The organism is uncultured Tyzzerella sp., assembly GCF_963558545.1.
Lineage (GTDB): Bacteria > Bacillota > Clostridia > Lachnospirales > CAG-274 > Tyzzerella.
On the sequence record NZ_CAUWHO010000024.1, the window covers coordinates 15,033 to 30,927 of the forward strand.

Genomic DNA, 15,895 nt, shown 5'->3' on the forward strand with positions numbered 1-15,895 from the left:
CTATTTACCCTCCTCTATAATTTTTAAAAATCTATCAAATAAAAACTGCATATCAAGTGGTCCTGGGTTTGCTTCTGGGTGAAACTGTACGCTATAAATAGGTTTAGTTTTATGCTTAATACCCTCTATGCTTCCATCATTTACATTTATAAAAGTTGGCTCTACATCATCTGATAAATCACATACAACAAATTCGTGATTTTGTGATGTTATAAATACATTACCTGTTTTTAAATCTTTAACTGGGTGGTTACCTCCGTGATGACCAAACTTTAATCTCTTTGTGTTACAACCTAAAGCTAGCCCTAAAATTTGATGTCCTAAACAAATACCTAAAACTGGTATTTTAGTATCAATAAGTTTTTTTACAACATCTACAACAGTTGGTATATCTTTAGGGTCTCCTGGTCCATTTCCTAAAAATATTGCATCTGGATTAACTTTCATTATTTCTTCATATGTTGCAAAAGCTGGAAATACACTAAGTTTGCACCCTCTTTTTTCAAGCTCTTTTAAAATACCTTTTTTAATACCACAATCTAACACTGCAAGATGTGTCCCATTTCCATTTATAGTATATTTTTCTGGTATAGTAACCTCTTTTACAGCATTTTTATTTGTATAAGTATCAAACTTTTGTTTTATTTGAGACTCAGTTAAATCTTCTCTAATAGTAATAATACCACGCATAGTTCCACTATTTCTTAAAGTTCTAGTTAAGGCTCTTGTATCTATACCCTCTATCCCCATTATTTTATGTTGATTTAAAAAGCCCTCTAGCTCCATTTCACAACGCCAGTTATTAGGTAAATCACATTTTTCTCTTACAACAAATCCCTTTAAATAAGGCTTAATACTCTCCATATCTTCAAGGTTTATACCATAATTGCCTATAAGAGGGTATGTCATTGTTACTATTTGCCCTGCAAAAGAAGGGTCTGTTAAAGTTTCTTGATAGCCTGTCATACCTGTTGTAAAAACAACCTCTCCTACTGTTTCTTTTATATATCCAAAAGCTTTTCCGTTAAAAACTTTTCCGTTTTCTAATATTAACTTTGCTTTAATAGATTTTTTATTCAATTAAATGCACCTCCTTAAGTCCTCTTTCATATCAATAACAGCTTGTCTACTAGCTTTAGCAAAATCTTTATCTTTAAGATTTTTAAATTCTTCTTTAAGATGATTTGCAATAATTCCTCTTGAAGAGTTTATAATAGCACCAAGTCCATTTTTATCAAAACAAACTGCTAAATCTTCTGCTTTTCCTCCTTGAGCCCCATATCCTGGTACAAGGAAAAAGCTATTAGGCATTATTTTTCTAAGAGTTTTAGCTTGCTCTTTATGGGTTGCTCCAACAACTGCTCCAACCTCACTATAACCATTTTTACCTATAAGGTCTTTACCCCATTTATCAATAAGAGCACCTATTTTTTCATATAAAGGCTTTCCATCTACCAATAAATCTTGTATTTCTCCACTATTAGGGTTAGATGTTTTTGCTAGTATAAACAAACCTTTTTCATACTTTTTACAATCTTCTAAAAATGGTGTAATACTATCTGAGCCTAAATAAGGGTTAAGTGTAATAAAATCTTGTTTAAAAACATCAAAGCTATTTTCTTTTACTATGGCTCTACCTATATGTCCATCAGAATATGCCTCTGCTGTAGATGCTATATCACTTCTTTTTATATCACCTATTATAATTAAATCCTTTTCTTTAGCGTATTCTATAGTTTTTAAATAAGCTTTAAGTCCATCTATGCCATATCGTTCATACATTGCTATTTGTGGCTTAACTGCTGGTATAAGGTCATATATTTCATCTATTATATATTTGTTAAAATCATACATAGCCTCTGCTGCTGCTTTTAGGCTATGCCCATACTTTTCATATTTTTCCTCTATAATAAAGCTTGGTATATAATCTAGCCTTGGGTCTAAACCTACAACAATGGGACTACCTGTTTGGTTAATCTTATCTATAAGCTTATCTATAACCATTATTTATACTCCTCTCTAAGCTGTCCGTTTTCTACTATTATTTTTCCATCTACTAAAGTATATAAAACTTTTCCTGTTACTTCTCTATTATTAAAAGGACTATTTTTCCCTTTAGATACAAAATTTTCTATGTTTATTTTATATTTTACATTAGGGTCTATTATAGCAATATCTGCTTTAGCTCCTATTGATAAATGCCCTAAATCTTTTCTTCTTAAAACTTTTGCTGGATTTTTTGTAAGTTTTTCTATCATTTTAAATGGAGTTAAAACACCTTTTTCTACAAGCTCAGATATACTAAGGCTAAGTGCTGTTTCAAGCCCTACAATCCCATTTAAAGCACGCTCAAACTCACAATTTTTTTCATCTATATGATGGGGTGCGTGGTCTGTTGCTATAACTTGTATTGTATCGTTTTTTAAAGCTTCTATAATAGCTGCTCTATCTTGCGTACTTCTTAAAGGTGGGTTCATTTTATAATTACCATCATAATCTGTTATATCTTCATCTACTAATGTAAAATGATGAGGTGTAGCCTCTGCTGTAACTTTTGAGCCTCTAGCTTTAGCATCTTTTATTAAATCCACTGCACCTTTTGTGCTTATATGGCAAAGGTGTATAGGTGCTTTTAAACTATCTGCTAAAATAATATCCCTAGATACTATAACATCTTCGCTTTCATTGGATATACCTTTTAAACCAAGCTTAGTAGCTGTATCTCCAGCATTCATACTTCCACCTGCAAGGGTTACATCTTCACAATGAGAAAAAACTGGTATATCAAACATCTGAGCATATTTTATAGCTGTTTTCATTAAAGAAGCATTTTCAACAGTAAAACCATCTTCCGATATAGCACAAGCACCTGCTTTTGCCATTTTACCTATATCAGAAAGAGCCTCCCCTTTTTGCCCAACTGTTATAGCTCCAACAGGTAATACTCTACATACACCTTCACGTTCTGCTTTCATTTTAATATATTCTACCAATATTTCATTATCTGTAACAGGCTTTGTGTTTGGCATACAACATATAGATGTAAACCCCCCCATAACGGCACTTCTTGTGCCTGTTGCTATTGTTTCTTTATGTTCATATCCTGGCTCTCTAAGATGAACGTGTAAATCTATAAATCCAGGAGTAACCCACATATTGTTAGCATCTATAGTTTTATCAACAGATTCTGTTATATTTTGTTCAATTTTTTCAACAATACCGTTACTAATTAATATGTCCATTTTTTCATCTACATTGTTTAAAGGGTCTATTAATCTACCATTTTTTATTAATATTCTCATATACATTCTCCTATCTATTATCTAATAAAAGCTTTAAAATAGCCATTCTAACAGCAACACCATTTTTTACTTGTTCATTTATTATAGAGTTTTTGCCATCTATAACATCTGTGCTAAGCTCAACTCCTCTATTAACAGGCCCTGGGTGCATAATTGTAACATCATCTTTTGCAAGGCTTAACATATCTTCTTTAAGTCCAAAAAATTGATGATATTCTCTAGTATTAGGAAAAGGCATTTTCTTTTGTCTTTCAAACTGAACCCTAAGCCCCATTATAACATCAGCATTTTTTATTCCATCTTCTATATTATTTACAACTTTAACCCCTTTAGCCAAAGTTTCCATATTTTTAGATACTAATGTAGAAGGCCCTGCTAGGGTTACATTAGCTCCTAATTTTGTAAGTCCAAAAACATTACTTCTAGCTACACGGCTATTAGCTATATCTCCTATTATAGCTACATTAAGTCCTTCTATTTTACCCTTTTCTTCTAGTATACTATACATATCTAAAAGAGCTTGTGTTGGGTGTTCATTACTACCATCTCCAGCATTTATAACAGATGCCTTTACATTTTTTGCAAGTAAATGGCTAGCACCTGTTAAAGAATGTCTTATAACCATAGCATTTATTCCCATTTGGTCTAACGTAACACCTGTATCAATAAGACTTTCTCCTTTATTAACACTACTTGTTGCTATGCCTAAATCTTGTGGCTTTGCCCCTAAATAATCGGCTGCTAACATAAAAGACATTTTAGTTCTTGTGCTATTCTCATAAAATAACGTTACAACGCTTTTATTTTTTAATTCGTCATTTCTAAGACAAGTGTTGTCTATCTTCTTTTTCATATCTTTAGCAGTATGTAGTATAGACAAAATTTCATCTTCTTCTAAAGATTTTATCTCAAGCAAATCTTTTCTTTTTAACATAAAGCAACCTCCTAAATTTTATACAATGCCTAAAAAAAAAGCAATAAACTGAGAAAATATAAATAAACTCATCTATTGCTATAAAGTATAATAAAATTAAATGAAAAAATAGAAAAAATAATATTGAAAACATTTGTTTTAAAAAGATTATCCATATCTATTCCTCCTTTAATTATCAAATCTCTTAATTTGCTTTTAAAATTTTACCATTACAAAAGTATTTTGTCAATAAAATTTTTTAAAATATGTAATGTTTGTCATTATTACATATATTTTTATTAAATTAATATAATATTTTTAATATTAGTTACATTGATTATACACATAATATTATTGTAAAATGATTATATATTATTTTAAGAAAGGATTTTTATTATGGTTATAAAACAATTAACTATTTTATTTTTTATTAGTTTTTTAAGCGAGCTAATATCTAGCCTTTTACCCTTTACATTTCCTGCTAGCTTAATGGCAATAATTATTTTGTTCATATTGCTATATTCAAAATTATTAGGTATGAAAAATATAGAAACTGTTGGAGAGTTTTTACAAAAACATATTGCTATATTTTTTATTCCTCCAGCTATATCTTTAATGGACGAATTTCCTTATATAAAAGATAAATTAATACCTATTTTATTTATTACAGTTGTTAGTTTTTTATTAACATTTTTATCAACTGCTTATACTGTAAAAATTGTAATTAAAATACAAGAAAGGATACAAAAAAATGGAACAAATCTTAAATAGCCCTCTTTTTGGGATTAGTATTACACTTATAGCATTTGAAATAGGAACACTTATTTATAAAAAAATTAAATCTCCTTTATTTTCTCCTTTTATATTATCTATAATATTTATTATTAGCTTTTTGTTAGTATTTAAAATACCCTCTAGTAGCTATCAAAAAGGTGGGGATATAATAAACTTAATGCTTACTCCTGCAACTGCTGCTCTAGCTATATCTATGTATAATAAAATAAAAATAATTAAGAATAATTTTTTACCTATTATAATAGGAACATTTGTTGGGTCTTTAGTATCCATAACTAGCATTATATTTATGTGTAAATTATTTGGTCTAGATGATGGTATAAAATATGCTATGATACCAAAATCTGTGACTATGCCTATAGCTTTAGATTTATCTCAAAAAACTGGAGGAACTGTTGCCGTTACTATAACTTGTGTATGCTTATCTGGTATTTTAGGTGCTGTATTTTCTCCTGCGTTAATAAAAATATTTAAATTAAATAATCCCATAGCATCTGGCCTTGCTATTGGTACATCTAGCCATGGTGTTGGTACATCAAAAGCCATAGAAATAGGAGAAACAGAAGGTGCATTAAGTGGCATAGCAATAGGTCTTGCTGGTATTATGACAGTGGTAATTTATACATTTTTATAATTATATCAATTCTAAGGATAGCCTTAAATTAAAAATTACTCTATATAAACTAACTATTACCTTTATTTGATTATTTAAAATAACCAATAATTTATCCTGTATATTTTTAAGATTATTTTTACTTGATAAAAGCTCATTTTCTAAATTTATCATATCTTTTTTATTATGTATTTTTGTATTGTACAATGATATATTTTTTTCTTCCTTAATTATTATATCATTATACTCTTTAAAACAACTCATTTGCTCTTCTGTAAGGTTTTGTTTATTTTTTATTATTTGGTTAAATTTAATGCTTATACTGTTAGATATTTTTTTCTTTTCCGTTAATAAACTATTTATTACATTAAAATTATTATCTATTTCTATCATAATACTATTTATATCTTCAACTTTTGTTTTTTTAGTTTGATTTTTATGTATTTTTATATTATTTGTATGTAATTTATATTCTCTATAATCAAATTTTTCTAATGGTGTAGATAATAGAGAAAATAACATTATGCTGTTTAAAATTATATCCATATTTTAACACTCCTTTATTTATGTAAAACCATAAATTTTTAATTAACTACATATAATATAATACCTTATAAATGTGAATATATTATGAATATATAATTAATAAATAGTTAAAATGTAATTTATAATATAATTTTCATATAAATATATATAATTTTTTTGAATTTTAAACTAAATAATGTACAAAACTTATATTTAAATTATATATAATTTATAATTTTTAAACAAGTAATTAAAATCACTTTTTTAAAGGATAGCTTTAATTTTTATCTATCTTTTTTAATTTATAGTTTATTCTATTTACATTACATACCAATTAATAATTTTTTAAAAGTTATTATTTTGTTATATTGTTATCATTTTACATAAAAATACATAAGGAAATACCGTCTATATATCTAGCGGTATCTCCTTATGTATTTTTAAATTTTCATACTAAGTGAAATTCTCTTTTTATCTACATCAACCGATAAAACTTTAACGTCTACAACATCTGATACACTTACTACTTCCAATGGGTGTTTTATAAATTTAGTTGTCATTTCAGATATATGTACTAAACCATCTTGATGAACACCAATGTCAATAAAAGCTCCAAAATCTATAACATTTCTAACAGTTCCTTTTAATACCATACCTTCTTGTAAATCTTCCATAGTTAAAACATCACTTCTAAGAACAGGTGCAGGCATTTCATCTCTTGGGTCCCTACCTGGTTTTTCCAATTCTTTTATAATGTCTACCAATGTTGGCTCACCTACATTTAGTTCTTTTGACAATTTATGTATGTCTATACTTTGGCTAATTTTATTACCAAGTCTATTAATATCTAAGTTTAGCTTTTCAATAAGGCTTTTAGCAACATCGTAACTTTCTGGATGCACAGAAGTACTATCAAGTATTTGCTCTCCATCTGTTATTCTTAAAAATCCTGCACATTGTAAAAATGCTTTAGGCCCTAATTTACTTACTTTTAAAAGTTCTTTTCTATTTTTAAACTTCCCATTTTCTTCTCTATATTTAATAATATTTTTTGCAACAGATGAAGATACCCCAGATATATAAGATAATAAAGAGGCTGATGCTGTGTTTAAATCTACACCTACATTATTAACGCAACTTTCTACAACACCACCTAGCATTTCAGATAATCTTTTTTGGTTCATATCGTGCTGATATTGTCCTATACCTATACTTTTAGGGTCTATTTTTACAAGTTCTGCCAATGGGTCTTGTAGCCTTCTACCAATGCTAACAGCACTTCTAAGGGCTACATCATAGTCTGGAAATTCCTCTGCACCTAATTTTGATGCAGAATATACAGAAGCTCCTGCCTCATTTACTATAATATAAAATAATGGTATGTTTAGCTCTTTTATTAAGTCCACCACAAACAATTCACTTTCACGAGATGCAGTTCCATTACCAATAGCAATAATTTCAACATTATATTTTTTAATATGCTCTGATAACAATTTTTTAGCTTCTTCTATTTTAGGTTTAGAGTTAGTAGTTGGGTATATAACACCTGTTTGTAAAACATTCCCTATACCATCTATAACAGCTATTTTACATCCTGTCCTAAAACCAGGGTCTATTGCTAAAACAACTTTATCTTTTATAGGTGCTTGCATTAACAATTGTTTTAAATTTTCTCCAAAAACTTTAATAGCACCTTCTTCAGACTTTTCTGTTAAATAGCTTCTTATTTCCCTTTCTATTGATGGTGCTATAAGCCTTTTATAGCTATCTTCTATTGCCTCTATTATGTATTTGCTATTATTTTTTAATATTTTAGATTGTAATATTTTTAAAATATCATCTAAAGGTTCTTCTATTTTTACATTTAAAAATCCTTCTTTTTCTCCCCTATTAATAGCTAATATTCTATGCTCCGCTATTTTATTTACAGGTTCTGAAAAATCATAATACATATCATATACCGATGATTCTTCCTTATTAGCTTTTGAAACTATAACACCTTTTTTGAAAAACTCTTTTCTTATTATTGTTCTATAATCTGCATTATCTGATATAATCTCTGCTATAATATCTTTAGCACCGTTTATAGCATCTTCTATTGTTTCTATATTTTCATTTAAAAAATCCTTAGCTATTTCCTCTATGTTATTATTTTCATCTTGCTCTAAAATAATAATAGCTAAAGGCTCTAACCCTAGCTCCTTAGCTATTATTGCTCTTGTTCTTCTTTTAGGTCTAAAAGGTCTATATATATCATCTATTTCTGTTATAGTTTTAGCATTATCTATTGCTAAAGATATTTCATCAGTTAATGCTTCTTGTTCTTCTATAAGTTTTTTAGTCTGCTCTTTCTTTTCATCTAAATTTCTAAGATAGTTTAATCTATCAAAAACTTCTCTTAAAATTTGGTCATCTAAAGCACCTGTCATTTCTTTTCTATACCTAGCTATAAAAGGTATAGTATTTCCCTCATCTATTAATTTTATTACATTTTCTAGATATGATTTTTTTATATTAAACTCCTGCTCTAAACTATCTATTATACTACTCATTTGTACCACCTTTATTGATTTATTTCTTTTATTACGTCATTAAATATGCCATAAAATTTATAGCTTACATCATCTAAAAATTCCATTAGTAAAAATGTACATACACTAAATCCTCTAGGGTAGGATATACTCCCTGGATTTAATATTAAAAAGTCATTTTCAAAAAGAGAAAATGGACTATGTGTATGTCCATATAATCCTATATTAACACCTATTTCATTTAATCTATAATATAGTCTATCTATACCAAAATATACGTTATATTCGTGTCCGTGAGTTAAAAAAACTTTATGTCCGTTAATATCTACTATTTTTTCATTAAGTATTTCTGTAAAATCATTATTACCTGCCACTTGTAAAAAAATCTTATCTTTACATATTTTTTTTATTTTTTCTACATCTTCTACATAATCTCCCAAATGTATTATTCCAGACACTTCACAATTAAACATTTTTATAGCTTTTTCCATATTTTTAATATTAGCGTGGCTATCGCTAAATACTAATATTTTCATAAAATCACACCATTTTTTCTAATATTTTTTTCATTTGTTGTAAAGCTTTACCACGGTGGCTTATTTTATTTTTTTCTTCTAAAGATAGTTCTGCTGATGTGCATTTTAGCTCTGGTATATAAAATATTGGGTCATACCCAAAGCCATTTGCCCCTTTTATTTCATACCCTATAATACCTTCAACTGCACCCCTTGTTGTAATAGGTTCATTATTTGGCATAGCAAGTGCTATAACACTTACAAACCTTGCACCTCTTTTTTCTTCTTCCACATCTTTTAACATTTCTAATATTTTATTATTCTTTATTTCATAAGGAGTATCTTCTCCCATATATCTAGCAGAATATACACCAGGCTCTCCATTAAGATAATCTATCTCTAGTCCAGAATCATCTGCCAAAACAATTTTATTAGAAAAATTCATTATTTCTACTGCTTTTTTTATAGCATTTTCTTCAAAAGTTTTACCGTCTTCTAAAATATCTATATCTATGCCTGCCTCTTCCATAGATTTTACTATATAATCTCCACCTAAAATGGCCTGTATTTCTTTAATTTTACCCTTGTTCTTTGTAGCAAAAATTATTTCTTTCATAATATTACCTCTTAAAATCATTATATATTATAGTTATTTTATAATAATTTTATAAAGTAGTCAATAAATTAGTTAGTTCTTTCCTTTAAATATACATTTTGGTTATAATCCATTATCTCTAAATCTTCTCTATTATATTTAAATACTAAGTTTCCTTCTGGCAAAACTTTAAATTTATTTTCTATTAAAAATGTAACACTTTTTATATCTTCAAACTGAAAACAAGTGTGTAAAATTTGCCTTATAAGATTAGTTTCATAATAATTTCCTCCACCATAATTTTCAATATTTTTATTAAAGTTTATAAATAAATTGTTATTTATAATTTTTGTATTTAATACTTTTGTTCCTTCTGGTATATAATTAATACTATTTTTACTATTGTATAAATATGTTTCTAGTAGTAATTTAATTTTGTATTCGTCCATATAATCTCCTAAAATTACATATTCATCAAATGTCAACCTTTCATCAATATCGTTTTCTAAATAATAAATTTTATAAAAGTCTTGAGCATTTACTATTATACTGGCATTTAATATATATGATAAAACTAAAAGTATAGCACATTTTTTTTTCATAATAAATCACCTCATATTTATTGTATTTTATTAAATATATCTATTCAATATATTTTAAATACAAAATTGTTATCAAAACATATAATATAATTTATAATATTACATTTAAAAAAAATATAAACTTGTTTTCGACTAATAATAGTATCATTTAATTTACTAGCAAATAATCTTTGTTGTAATATACTTAAAAAAATTAAGTAAAATAATTTTTATACACACGATTTTTATATTAAAATAAATAATAAAAAAGCAATTTATAATAGCTTAAATCCTATAAAATAAAGAATTATGCTAATATAAATTGCTTATTTTAAATATCAACAGTTTAGTGTTTAATTAATAATTTATTTTGCTTCGCAAACACCACAACCACTGCCAAAGCTACCTTGCATCATAAAGATTAATAATATTAAGATAAGCATACTGCTATCTCCAAAGATGCCACAGCCTCCAAAATTACCTTGCATCATCATTAATAAAAAGATAATTAAAATAAAGTTATTTCCTCCAAAATTCATAATTATTACCTCCAAAAAATTTTATATTTTAATTATATGCACGCAGTTTAAAATAATTGCCAAAATTTTAAAAAAATTATTTAAACAAGCCTAAAATTGTTGTACAAGTATATTTTTTGTAAAAATTAATAACATTTTACAAATTTTAGCATAAACTAAATTATAAATTATTAGAAAGGGATTTAATATGGGTAATATAGAATTAATAGTTGAAAGTAATCTATCTTTAGAAGATGAAAGTACACTAAAATCTATTGCTAATATAAAATATAAAATACCTTTAATAAATGCTATTGTTATAGAAATAAACGAAGATAAGCTAGAAAATTTAAAAAATTTAAAATGTTTAAAAACTGTTTTTCAAAATACTCATATAACTATGCAAATGGATACTGCTAGAAAAACAGTAAATGCTAACATTGTTCAAGAAAACGGCTACACAGGAAAAGGTATAGGTATAGCTATTTTAGATACAGGTATATGCCCTATAAAAGATTTCTTATACCCAAAAAATAGAATAATAGCCTTTAAAGATTTTATAAACAATAAAACTAAACCTTATGATGATAATGGGCACGGAACTCACGTTGCAGGTATAGCAGGTGGAAATGGTATAAATTCTAATGGTAAATACAGGGGTATAGCAACTAATTGTAACCTAATTGGAGTAAAAGTATTAAATAGCGATGGCACTGGTAACGCCTCTGATGTTCTTGCAGGGTTACAATGGATTGTTGACAATAAAGAAAGATATAATATAAAAGTAGCTAATCTATCTATTGGTACAAACAACACTTCATCTAATGACCCATTGGTAAAAGCAGTAGAAAATATGTGGGATAGTGGTATTGTTATTACTATTGCCGCTGGAAATGATGGCCCTAAAAACCATACTATTAGCTCACCTGCTATAAGCAAAAAGGTTATAACTATTGGAGCATCTGATGATAATATAACTGCTAATATATGGGGAAACAACCTTATCAATTTTTCTGGTCGTGGTCCTACATTAGAATGTGTTGTAAAACCTGATGTATTAGCACCAGGTGTTAATGTTATATCTTGTCTATCTAACAATATATCAAAACAATCTAATGAGATTGTAGATAAAAACTATTTTTCTTTAAGTGGAACATCAATGTCTACACCTATTGTTTCTGGGGCAATAGCATTACTTCTTGAAAAATACAACCATTTGAAACCAGATGATGTTAAGCTTATGCTAAAAAAATGTTGTAAAAATTTACATTTACCAAAAAATCAACAAGGTTGGGGATTAATAGATATTTATAAATTGTTATCTCAGGAGGTATGTTATGCAAGAAAATAATGTTATATATGAAATAGCTCAAAAAATGCAAGATAAGCAAGTAATAGAAAATGATATAAAAGAAGCTTTTGGCCTAATTACAAATTTATTTAAAACAAAATATATAGACAAAATAAATTTAGAATTAAAAAATAATATAGATAATTTAAAAAAGAACCCTTCAAAAGAAATTGCATTACTAAATGCTATTAAACCATTTATACTAGAAGAAAACCATAAAAATATAGATAATGCCATAAATATAGTAACAAATGTGTCTGCTTTAAGCTATATGATTCCTAAAAATATACAAAATAATGTTGTAAAAGTAAACACATTAGATGTTGACCCTTCTGTTAAAGAAGATGGCGTATACGATATTGATGAGAACTGTTTATTTTCTATAAATAACAGTTTTAATATGTCTAATAATGTAGTCTTTTTGGTTATTATTCTACTATTATTTAAGCTATAATTATTGATTAATCTTTATGCCTATGTTACTATAATATAAAAACATATAAGGAGATAAAAATGATAGAAAAAATTAAACAACTTGTTGACAAACTTAATAAAGCTAGAAAAGCCTACTATCAAGAAAGCTATGAAATAATGTCTGATTTTGAATATGACAAATTGTATGATGAGCTAGAGGCATTAGAAAATAAAACAGGCATAGTATTATCTAATAGCCCTACTCAACAAGTTGGATATATAGTTTTAAGCGAACTTAAAAAAGTTAAACACAACAAAAAAATGCTATCATTAGATAAAACTAAAGAAATATCTAAAATAGAAGATTTTTTAGATGTAAACGAAGGGTTATTATCTTTTAAAATGGACGGTCTTACAATAGTTTTAACATATACAAATGGTACTCTTGTTAGTGCTGTTACAAGAGGTAATGGGGAGATTGGTGAAGATATTACACACAACTGCAAGGTATTTAAAAATATCCCTTTAAAAATACCTTATAAAGATGAGCTTGTTATTCGTGGAGAAGCCTTAATATCTTTTAAAGACTTTGAAACTATAAACGAAAATTTAGATATAGAAGAAAAATATAAAAACCCAAGAAATTTATGTAGTGGTACTGTAAGACAACTTAATAACGAAATAACAAAAGATAGAAATGTAAGTTTTTTAGCATTTTCTTTAGTAAAATGTGATAAATCATTTAAACTAAAATCTGAACAATTAGATTATTTAAAATCTTTAGGATTTGAAACAGTTGAATATACTCTAGTAAATAAATCTAATGTAGCTAAAGCTATAACTGATTTTGAAAATAGGATAGAAACAAATAAATTTACAACTGATGGATTGGTAGTAACATTTAATGATATTTCTTATAGTAATAGCTTAGGAGAAACTTCTAAATTTCCTAAAGATTCTATTGCTTTTAAATGGGCTGATGATTTAGCTACTACTACCCTATTAAATGTAGAATGGAATACATCAAGGACAGGACTTATAAATCCTGTTGCAATATTTGAACCAGTAGAGCTAGAAGGTACTACTGTAAATAGAGCTAGCCTTCATAATATAAGTATTATAAAAAATTTAAAATTAGGTATAGGAGATACTATAAAAGTTTATAAGGCTAATATGATTATACCTCAAGTTGCAGAAAATATAACAAATAGTGATAATCTTAAAATACCTGATAAATGTAATGCTTGTGGTTGTAAAGCAGAACCTGTCCAAATAAGAGATGGCCTAGCTTTAAAATGTACCAACCCAAGCTGTATAGCAAAAATAATTAATGGTATCGTACACTATGTATCTAGAGATGCTATGAATATAACAGACTTTTCTAAAGCTACTATTGAAAAATTTATTAATAATAAATTTATAACAAACTATGCTGATATATACACATTAGAAAATTTTAAAGAAAATATAGTTAATATGCAAGGCTTTGGAGAAAAGTCTTATAATAATCTTATAAATGCAATAGAAAAATCAAAAAATACAACTCTTGCTAACTTTATATATTCTTTAGGTATAGAGCATATTGGTCTTAGTAATGCAAAAATTTTATGTAAATATTTTAATTATAATTTTGATAAAATAAAAAATGCTACATTAGATGAAATTATTTTAATAGATGGCTTTGGAGAAATTATGGCAAACTCTCTAATAAATTATTTTTCTAATAAAGAAAATATAAGCCTTATAAATAAAGTATTTCCATTATTAAAATTAACTGATAATAATAATACTATATCTAATAAGTCTATACAGGATAAAACATTTGTTATAACTGGAGATTTACAATCTTTTAAAAATAGAAAAGAACTTCAACAAAAAATAGAAGATTTAGGTGGTAAAGTAACAGGTAGTGTATCTGCAAAAACAGATTATCTTATTAATAATGATAAAAACTCTACCTCATCTAAAAATAAAAAAGCAAAAGAGCTTAATATACCTATAATAAGTGAAGATGACTTTTTAACAATGCTAGAGGCTTAGGTATAATAAAAACAACAAAAATAAAACCCACTAGATTAACTGGTGGGTTAAGACTGTAAACAAAATAATATTAAAGTAATTTTTTTCATTTTTATATACTATTTATAGGGTATAAAAATTTTAATCACAATACAAGGCTTTGCCTTGGATTGTGTAAAAGCTAGATTTATAGGGGCTTTAGCCCTTGTGCGAATAAATCGGCTTTTTTACTCTATAATATATCAAAAAATAAACTTGTTATTTTTTGAAGAGGTTGTAGACTTTGTCTACAACCTCAACCCACTAGATTAACTGGTAGGTTTTTAATCTTTCTATCTATATCTTTTAGTCTTTTGCTTTCTTTTAATTTTGTTTTTAATTATTCTTCTTTTATTTTTATACTTTTTATATTTAGTTTCTATTTTTTTATAATTATTTTTGTTATTTTTATTTAAAATATCTTGTTTACTAAGGTTAATACTATCATTAAAGTTAATCTCATCATCTTCTTTTATTTTTCTATCTTTATCAGATTTTCTTTTTCTACTTTCAAAAAATAAAGCTACAAAAATAAAAATTAATCCTATAATTATTAAATATATAAACCATACAAATTCTTTCCAAAATATAAAAGTATTATTAATAGTTACTAGTAATAAAAATAACAGTGATAATGCCATATATTTTTTATTTTTGTTTTTAATACCATAAAATAAAATTAAACAGCAAATCATTCCTAGGAAAATAATGTCATAAATCATACCTCCTATAAAGGTATCTAAAAATAATATTGTTAAAGCAATAATCCAATATGTATAAAATACAGTATTTTTAAATTTTAACTTTAATAAATATCTTAATGCACATAAATAAATATATATACATATAAAATTAAACTCTAACTTAACTCCAGTAGGTATAATATTATATTCTTGTATAAAAAGTAAAGCTATAAAAATAGATGTTACAGACAGTATAGATATTATCTTATCAAATTTTTTGCCTAAGTTTCTATTATAAAAGCCTAATAGTGATACCCCTAATATTAAAAAGGCTTCAAAATTATATAAGTTTATGTATTTTATAAAAAATATAGTAACTAAAGCAAATGGGACATAGTCTATATATATTTTTTTCAAGTATGAATTTTTAATTATTAAATTTTTATTTATAAATCTACTACATAACAATACCATTACATATCCTAATAAAAATAAAATATA

16 protein-coding genes are annotated in these 15,895 nt (G+C 26.4%); 5 read left to right on the top strand and 11 right to left on the bottom strand.

Annotated elements, in window-relative coordinates:
- The 4 genes from R5Z65_RS05335 to R5Z65_RS05350 are packed head-to-tail and all read right to left on the bottom strand — an operon-like array spanning position 1 to position 4,236.
- Positions 1-1,065, bottom strand: coding sequence for a carbamoyl phosphate synthase small subunit (locus R5Z65_RS05335; RefSeq protein WP_317367610.1), 1,065 nt, complete (start codon positions 1,063-1,065; stop codon positions 1-3).
- Positions 1,066-1,080: 15 nt separating this feature from the next.
- On the bottom strand, positions 1,081-2,004 hold the full coding sequence (gene pyrF / locus R5Z65_RS05340) for an orotidine-5'-phosphate decarboxylase (RefSeq protein ID WP_317367587.1): 924 nt from the start codon (positions 2,002-2,004) through the stop codon (positions 1,081-1,083).
- Positions 2,004-3,302: a dihydroorotase gene (locus R5Z65_RS05345; RefSeq protein WP_317367589.1), complete on the bottom strand. Its 1,299-nt coding sequence runs from the start codon at positions 3,300-3,302 to the stop codon at positions 2,004-2,006. The genes pyrF and R5Z65_RS05345 overlap by 1 nt, the downstream gene beginning before the upstream one ends.
- 10 nt (positions 3,303-3,312) lie before the next feature.
- Positions 3,313-4,236, bottom strand: coding sequence for an aspartate carbamoyltransferase catalytic subunit (locus tag R5Z65_RS05350; RefSeq protein ID WP_317367591.1), 924 nt, complete (start codon positions 4,234-4,236; stop codon positions 3,313-3,315).
- Between the two features lie 375 nt (positions 4,237-4,611).
- On the opposite strand from R5Z65_RS05350, the gene R5Z65_RS05355 reads away from it, so the two are divergent.
- Together R5Z65_RS05355 and R5Z65_RS05360 are read left to right on the top strand one after the other, a co-directional pair.
- Positions 4,612-4,986 carry a CidA/LrgA family protein gene (locus R5Z65_RS05355; protein WP_317367593.1) on the top strand — a complete coding sequence of 125 codons (375 nt, stop codon included), beginning with the start codon at positions 4,612-4,614 and terminating at the stop codon, positions 4,984-4,986.
- Complete coding sequence (locus R5Z65_RS05360) at positions 4,967-5,644, top strand: LrgB family protein (protein WP_317367595.1); 678 nt, start codon at positions 4,967-4,969, stop codon at positions 5,642-5,644. Before R5Z65_RS05355 ends, R5Z65_RS05360 begins: the two co-directional genes overlap by 20 nt.
- Here R5Z65_RS05360 and R5Z65_RS05365 read toward each other — a convergent pair whose 3' ends face one another.
- The 6 genes from R5Z65_RS05365 to R5Z65_RS05390 all read right to left on the bottom strand — a co-directional run bounded on the left by R5Z65_RS05365 (position 5,645) and on the right by R5Z65_RS05390 (position 10,909).
- Positions 5,645-6,169: a hypothetical protein gene (locus R5Z65_RS05365; protein ID WP_317367597.1), complete on the bottom strand. Its 525-nt coding sequence runs from the start codon at positions 6,167-6,169 to the stop codon at positions 5,645-5,647. It abuts the gene before it with no gap.
- A gap of 419 nt (positions 6,170-6,588) precedes the next feature.
- The gene (locus R5Z65_RS05370; protein WP_317367598.1) at positions 6,589-8,700 is read right to left on the bottom strand and encodes a Tex family protein; all 2,112 of its coding nucleotides are present in this window, start codon (positions 8,698-8,700) and stop codon (positions 6,589-6,591) included.
- Between the two features lie 11 nt (positions 8,701-8,711).
- The gene (locus R5Z65_RS05375) at positions 8,712-9,215 is read right to left on the bottom strand and encodes a YfcE family phosphodiesterase (RefSeq protein ID WP_317367599.1); all 504 of its coding nucleotides are present in this window, start codon (positions 9,213-9,215) and stop codon (positions 8,712-8,714) included.
- Between the two features lie 4 nt (positions 9,216-9,219).
- Entirely contained in the window at positions 9,220-9,810 is a 591-nt protein-coding gene (locus R5Z65_RS05380; protein WP_317367601.1) for an XTP/dITP diphosphatase, read from the bottom strand.
- Between the two features lie 68 nt (positions 9,811-9,878).
- A complete protein-coding gene (locus R5Z65_RS05385) occupies positions 9,879-10,391 on the bottom strand; it encodes a GerMN domain-containing protein (RefSeq protein ID WP_317367603.1) in 513 nt (170 codons plus the stop codon).
- 344 nt (positions 10,392-10,735) lie between these two features.
- Entirely contained in the window at positions 10,736-10,909 is a 174-nt protein-coding gene (locus R5Z65_RS05390) for a hypothetical protein (RefSeq protein WP_317367605.1), read from the bottom strand.
- A gap of 385 nt (positions 10,910-11,294) precedes the next feature.
- Between R5Z65_RS05390 and R5Z65_RS05395 the strand changes: the two genes are divergently transcribed.
- From R5Z65_RS05395 to ligA, 3 genes are read left to right on the top strand one after another with little or no spacing between them, the layout of a single operon-like run.
- Positions 11,295-12,239: a S8 family peptidase gene (locus R5Z65_RS05395; RefSeq protein ID WP_317367612.1), complete on the top strand. Its 945-nt coding sequence runs from the start codon at positions 11,295-11,297 to the stop codon at positions 12,237-12,239.
- Positions 12,226-12,693 (top strand): hypothetical protein, encoded by a 468-nt coding sequence (locus R5Z65_RS05400; protein WP_317367606.1) that lies wholly within the window; start codon positions 12,226-12,228, stop codon positions 12,691-12,693. Before R5Z65_RS05395 ends, R5Z65_RS05400 begins: the two co-directional genes overlap by 14 nt.
- Positions 12,694-12,752: 59 nt before the next feature.
- The gene (gene ligA / locus R5Z65_RS05405) at positions 12,753-14,693 is read left to right on the top strand and encodes an NAD-dependent DNA ligase LigA (protein WP_317367607.1); all 1,941 of its coding nucleotides are present in this window, start codon (positions 12,753-12,755) and stop codon (positions 14,691-14,693) included.
- 311 nt (positions 14,694-15,004) lie between these two features.
- Here the strand turns inward: ligA and R5Z65_RS05410 are convergent.
- Positions 15,005-15,895: hypothetical protein (locus R5Z65_RS05410; protein WP_317367609.1), on the bottom strand; the 891-nt coding region annotated here is incomplete at its 5' end.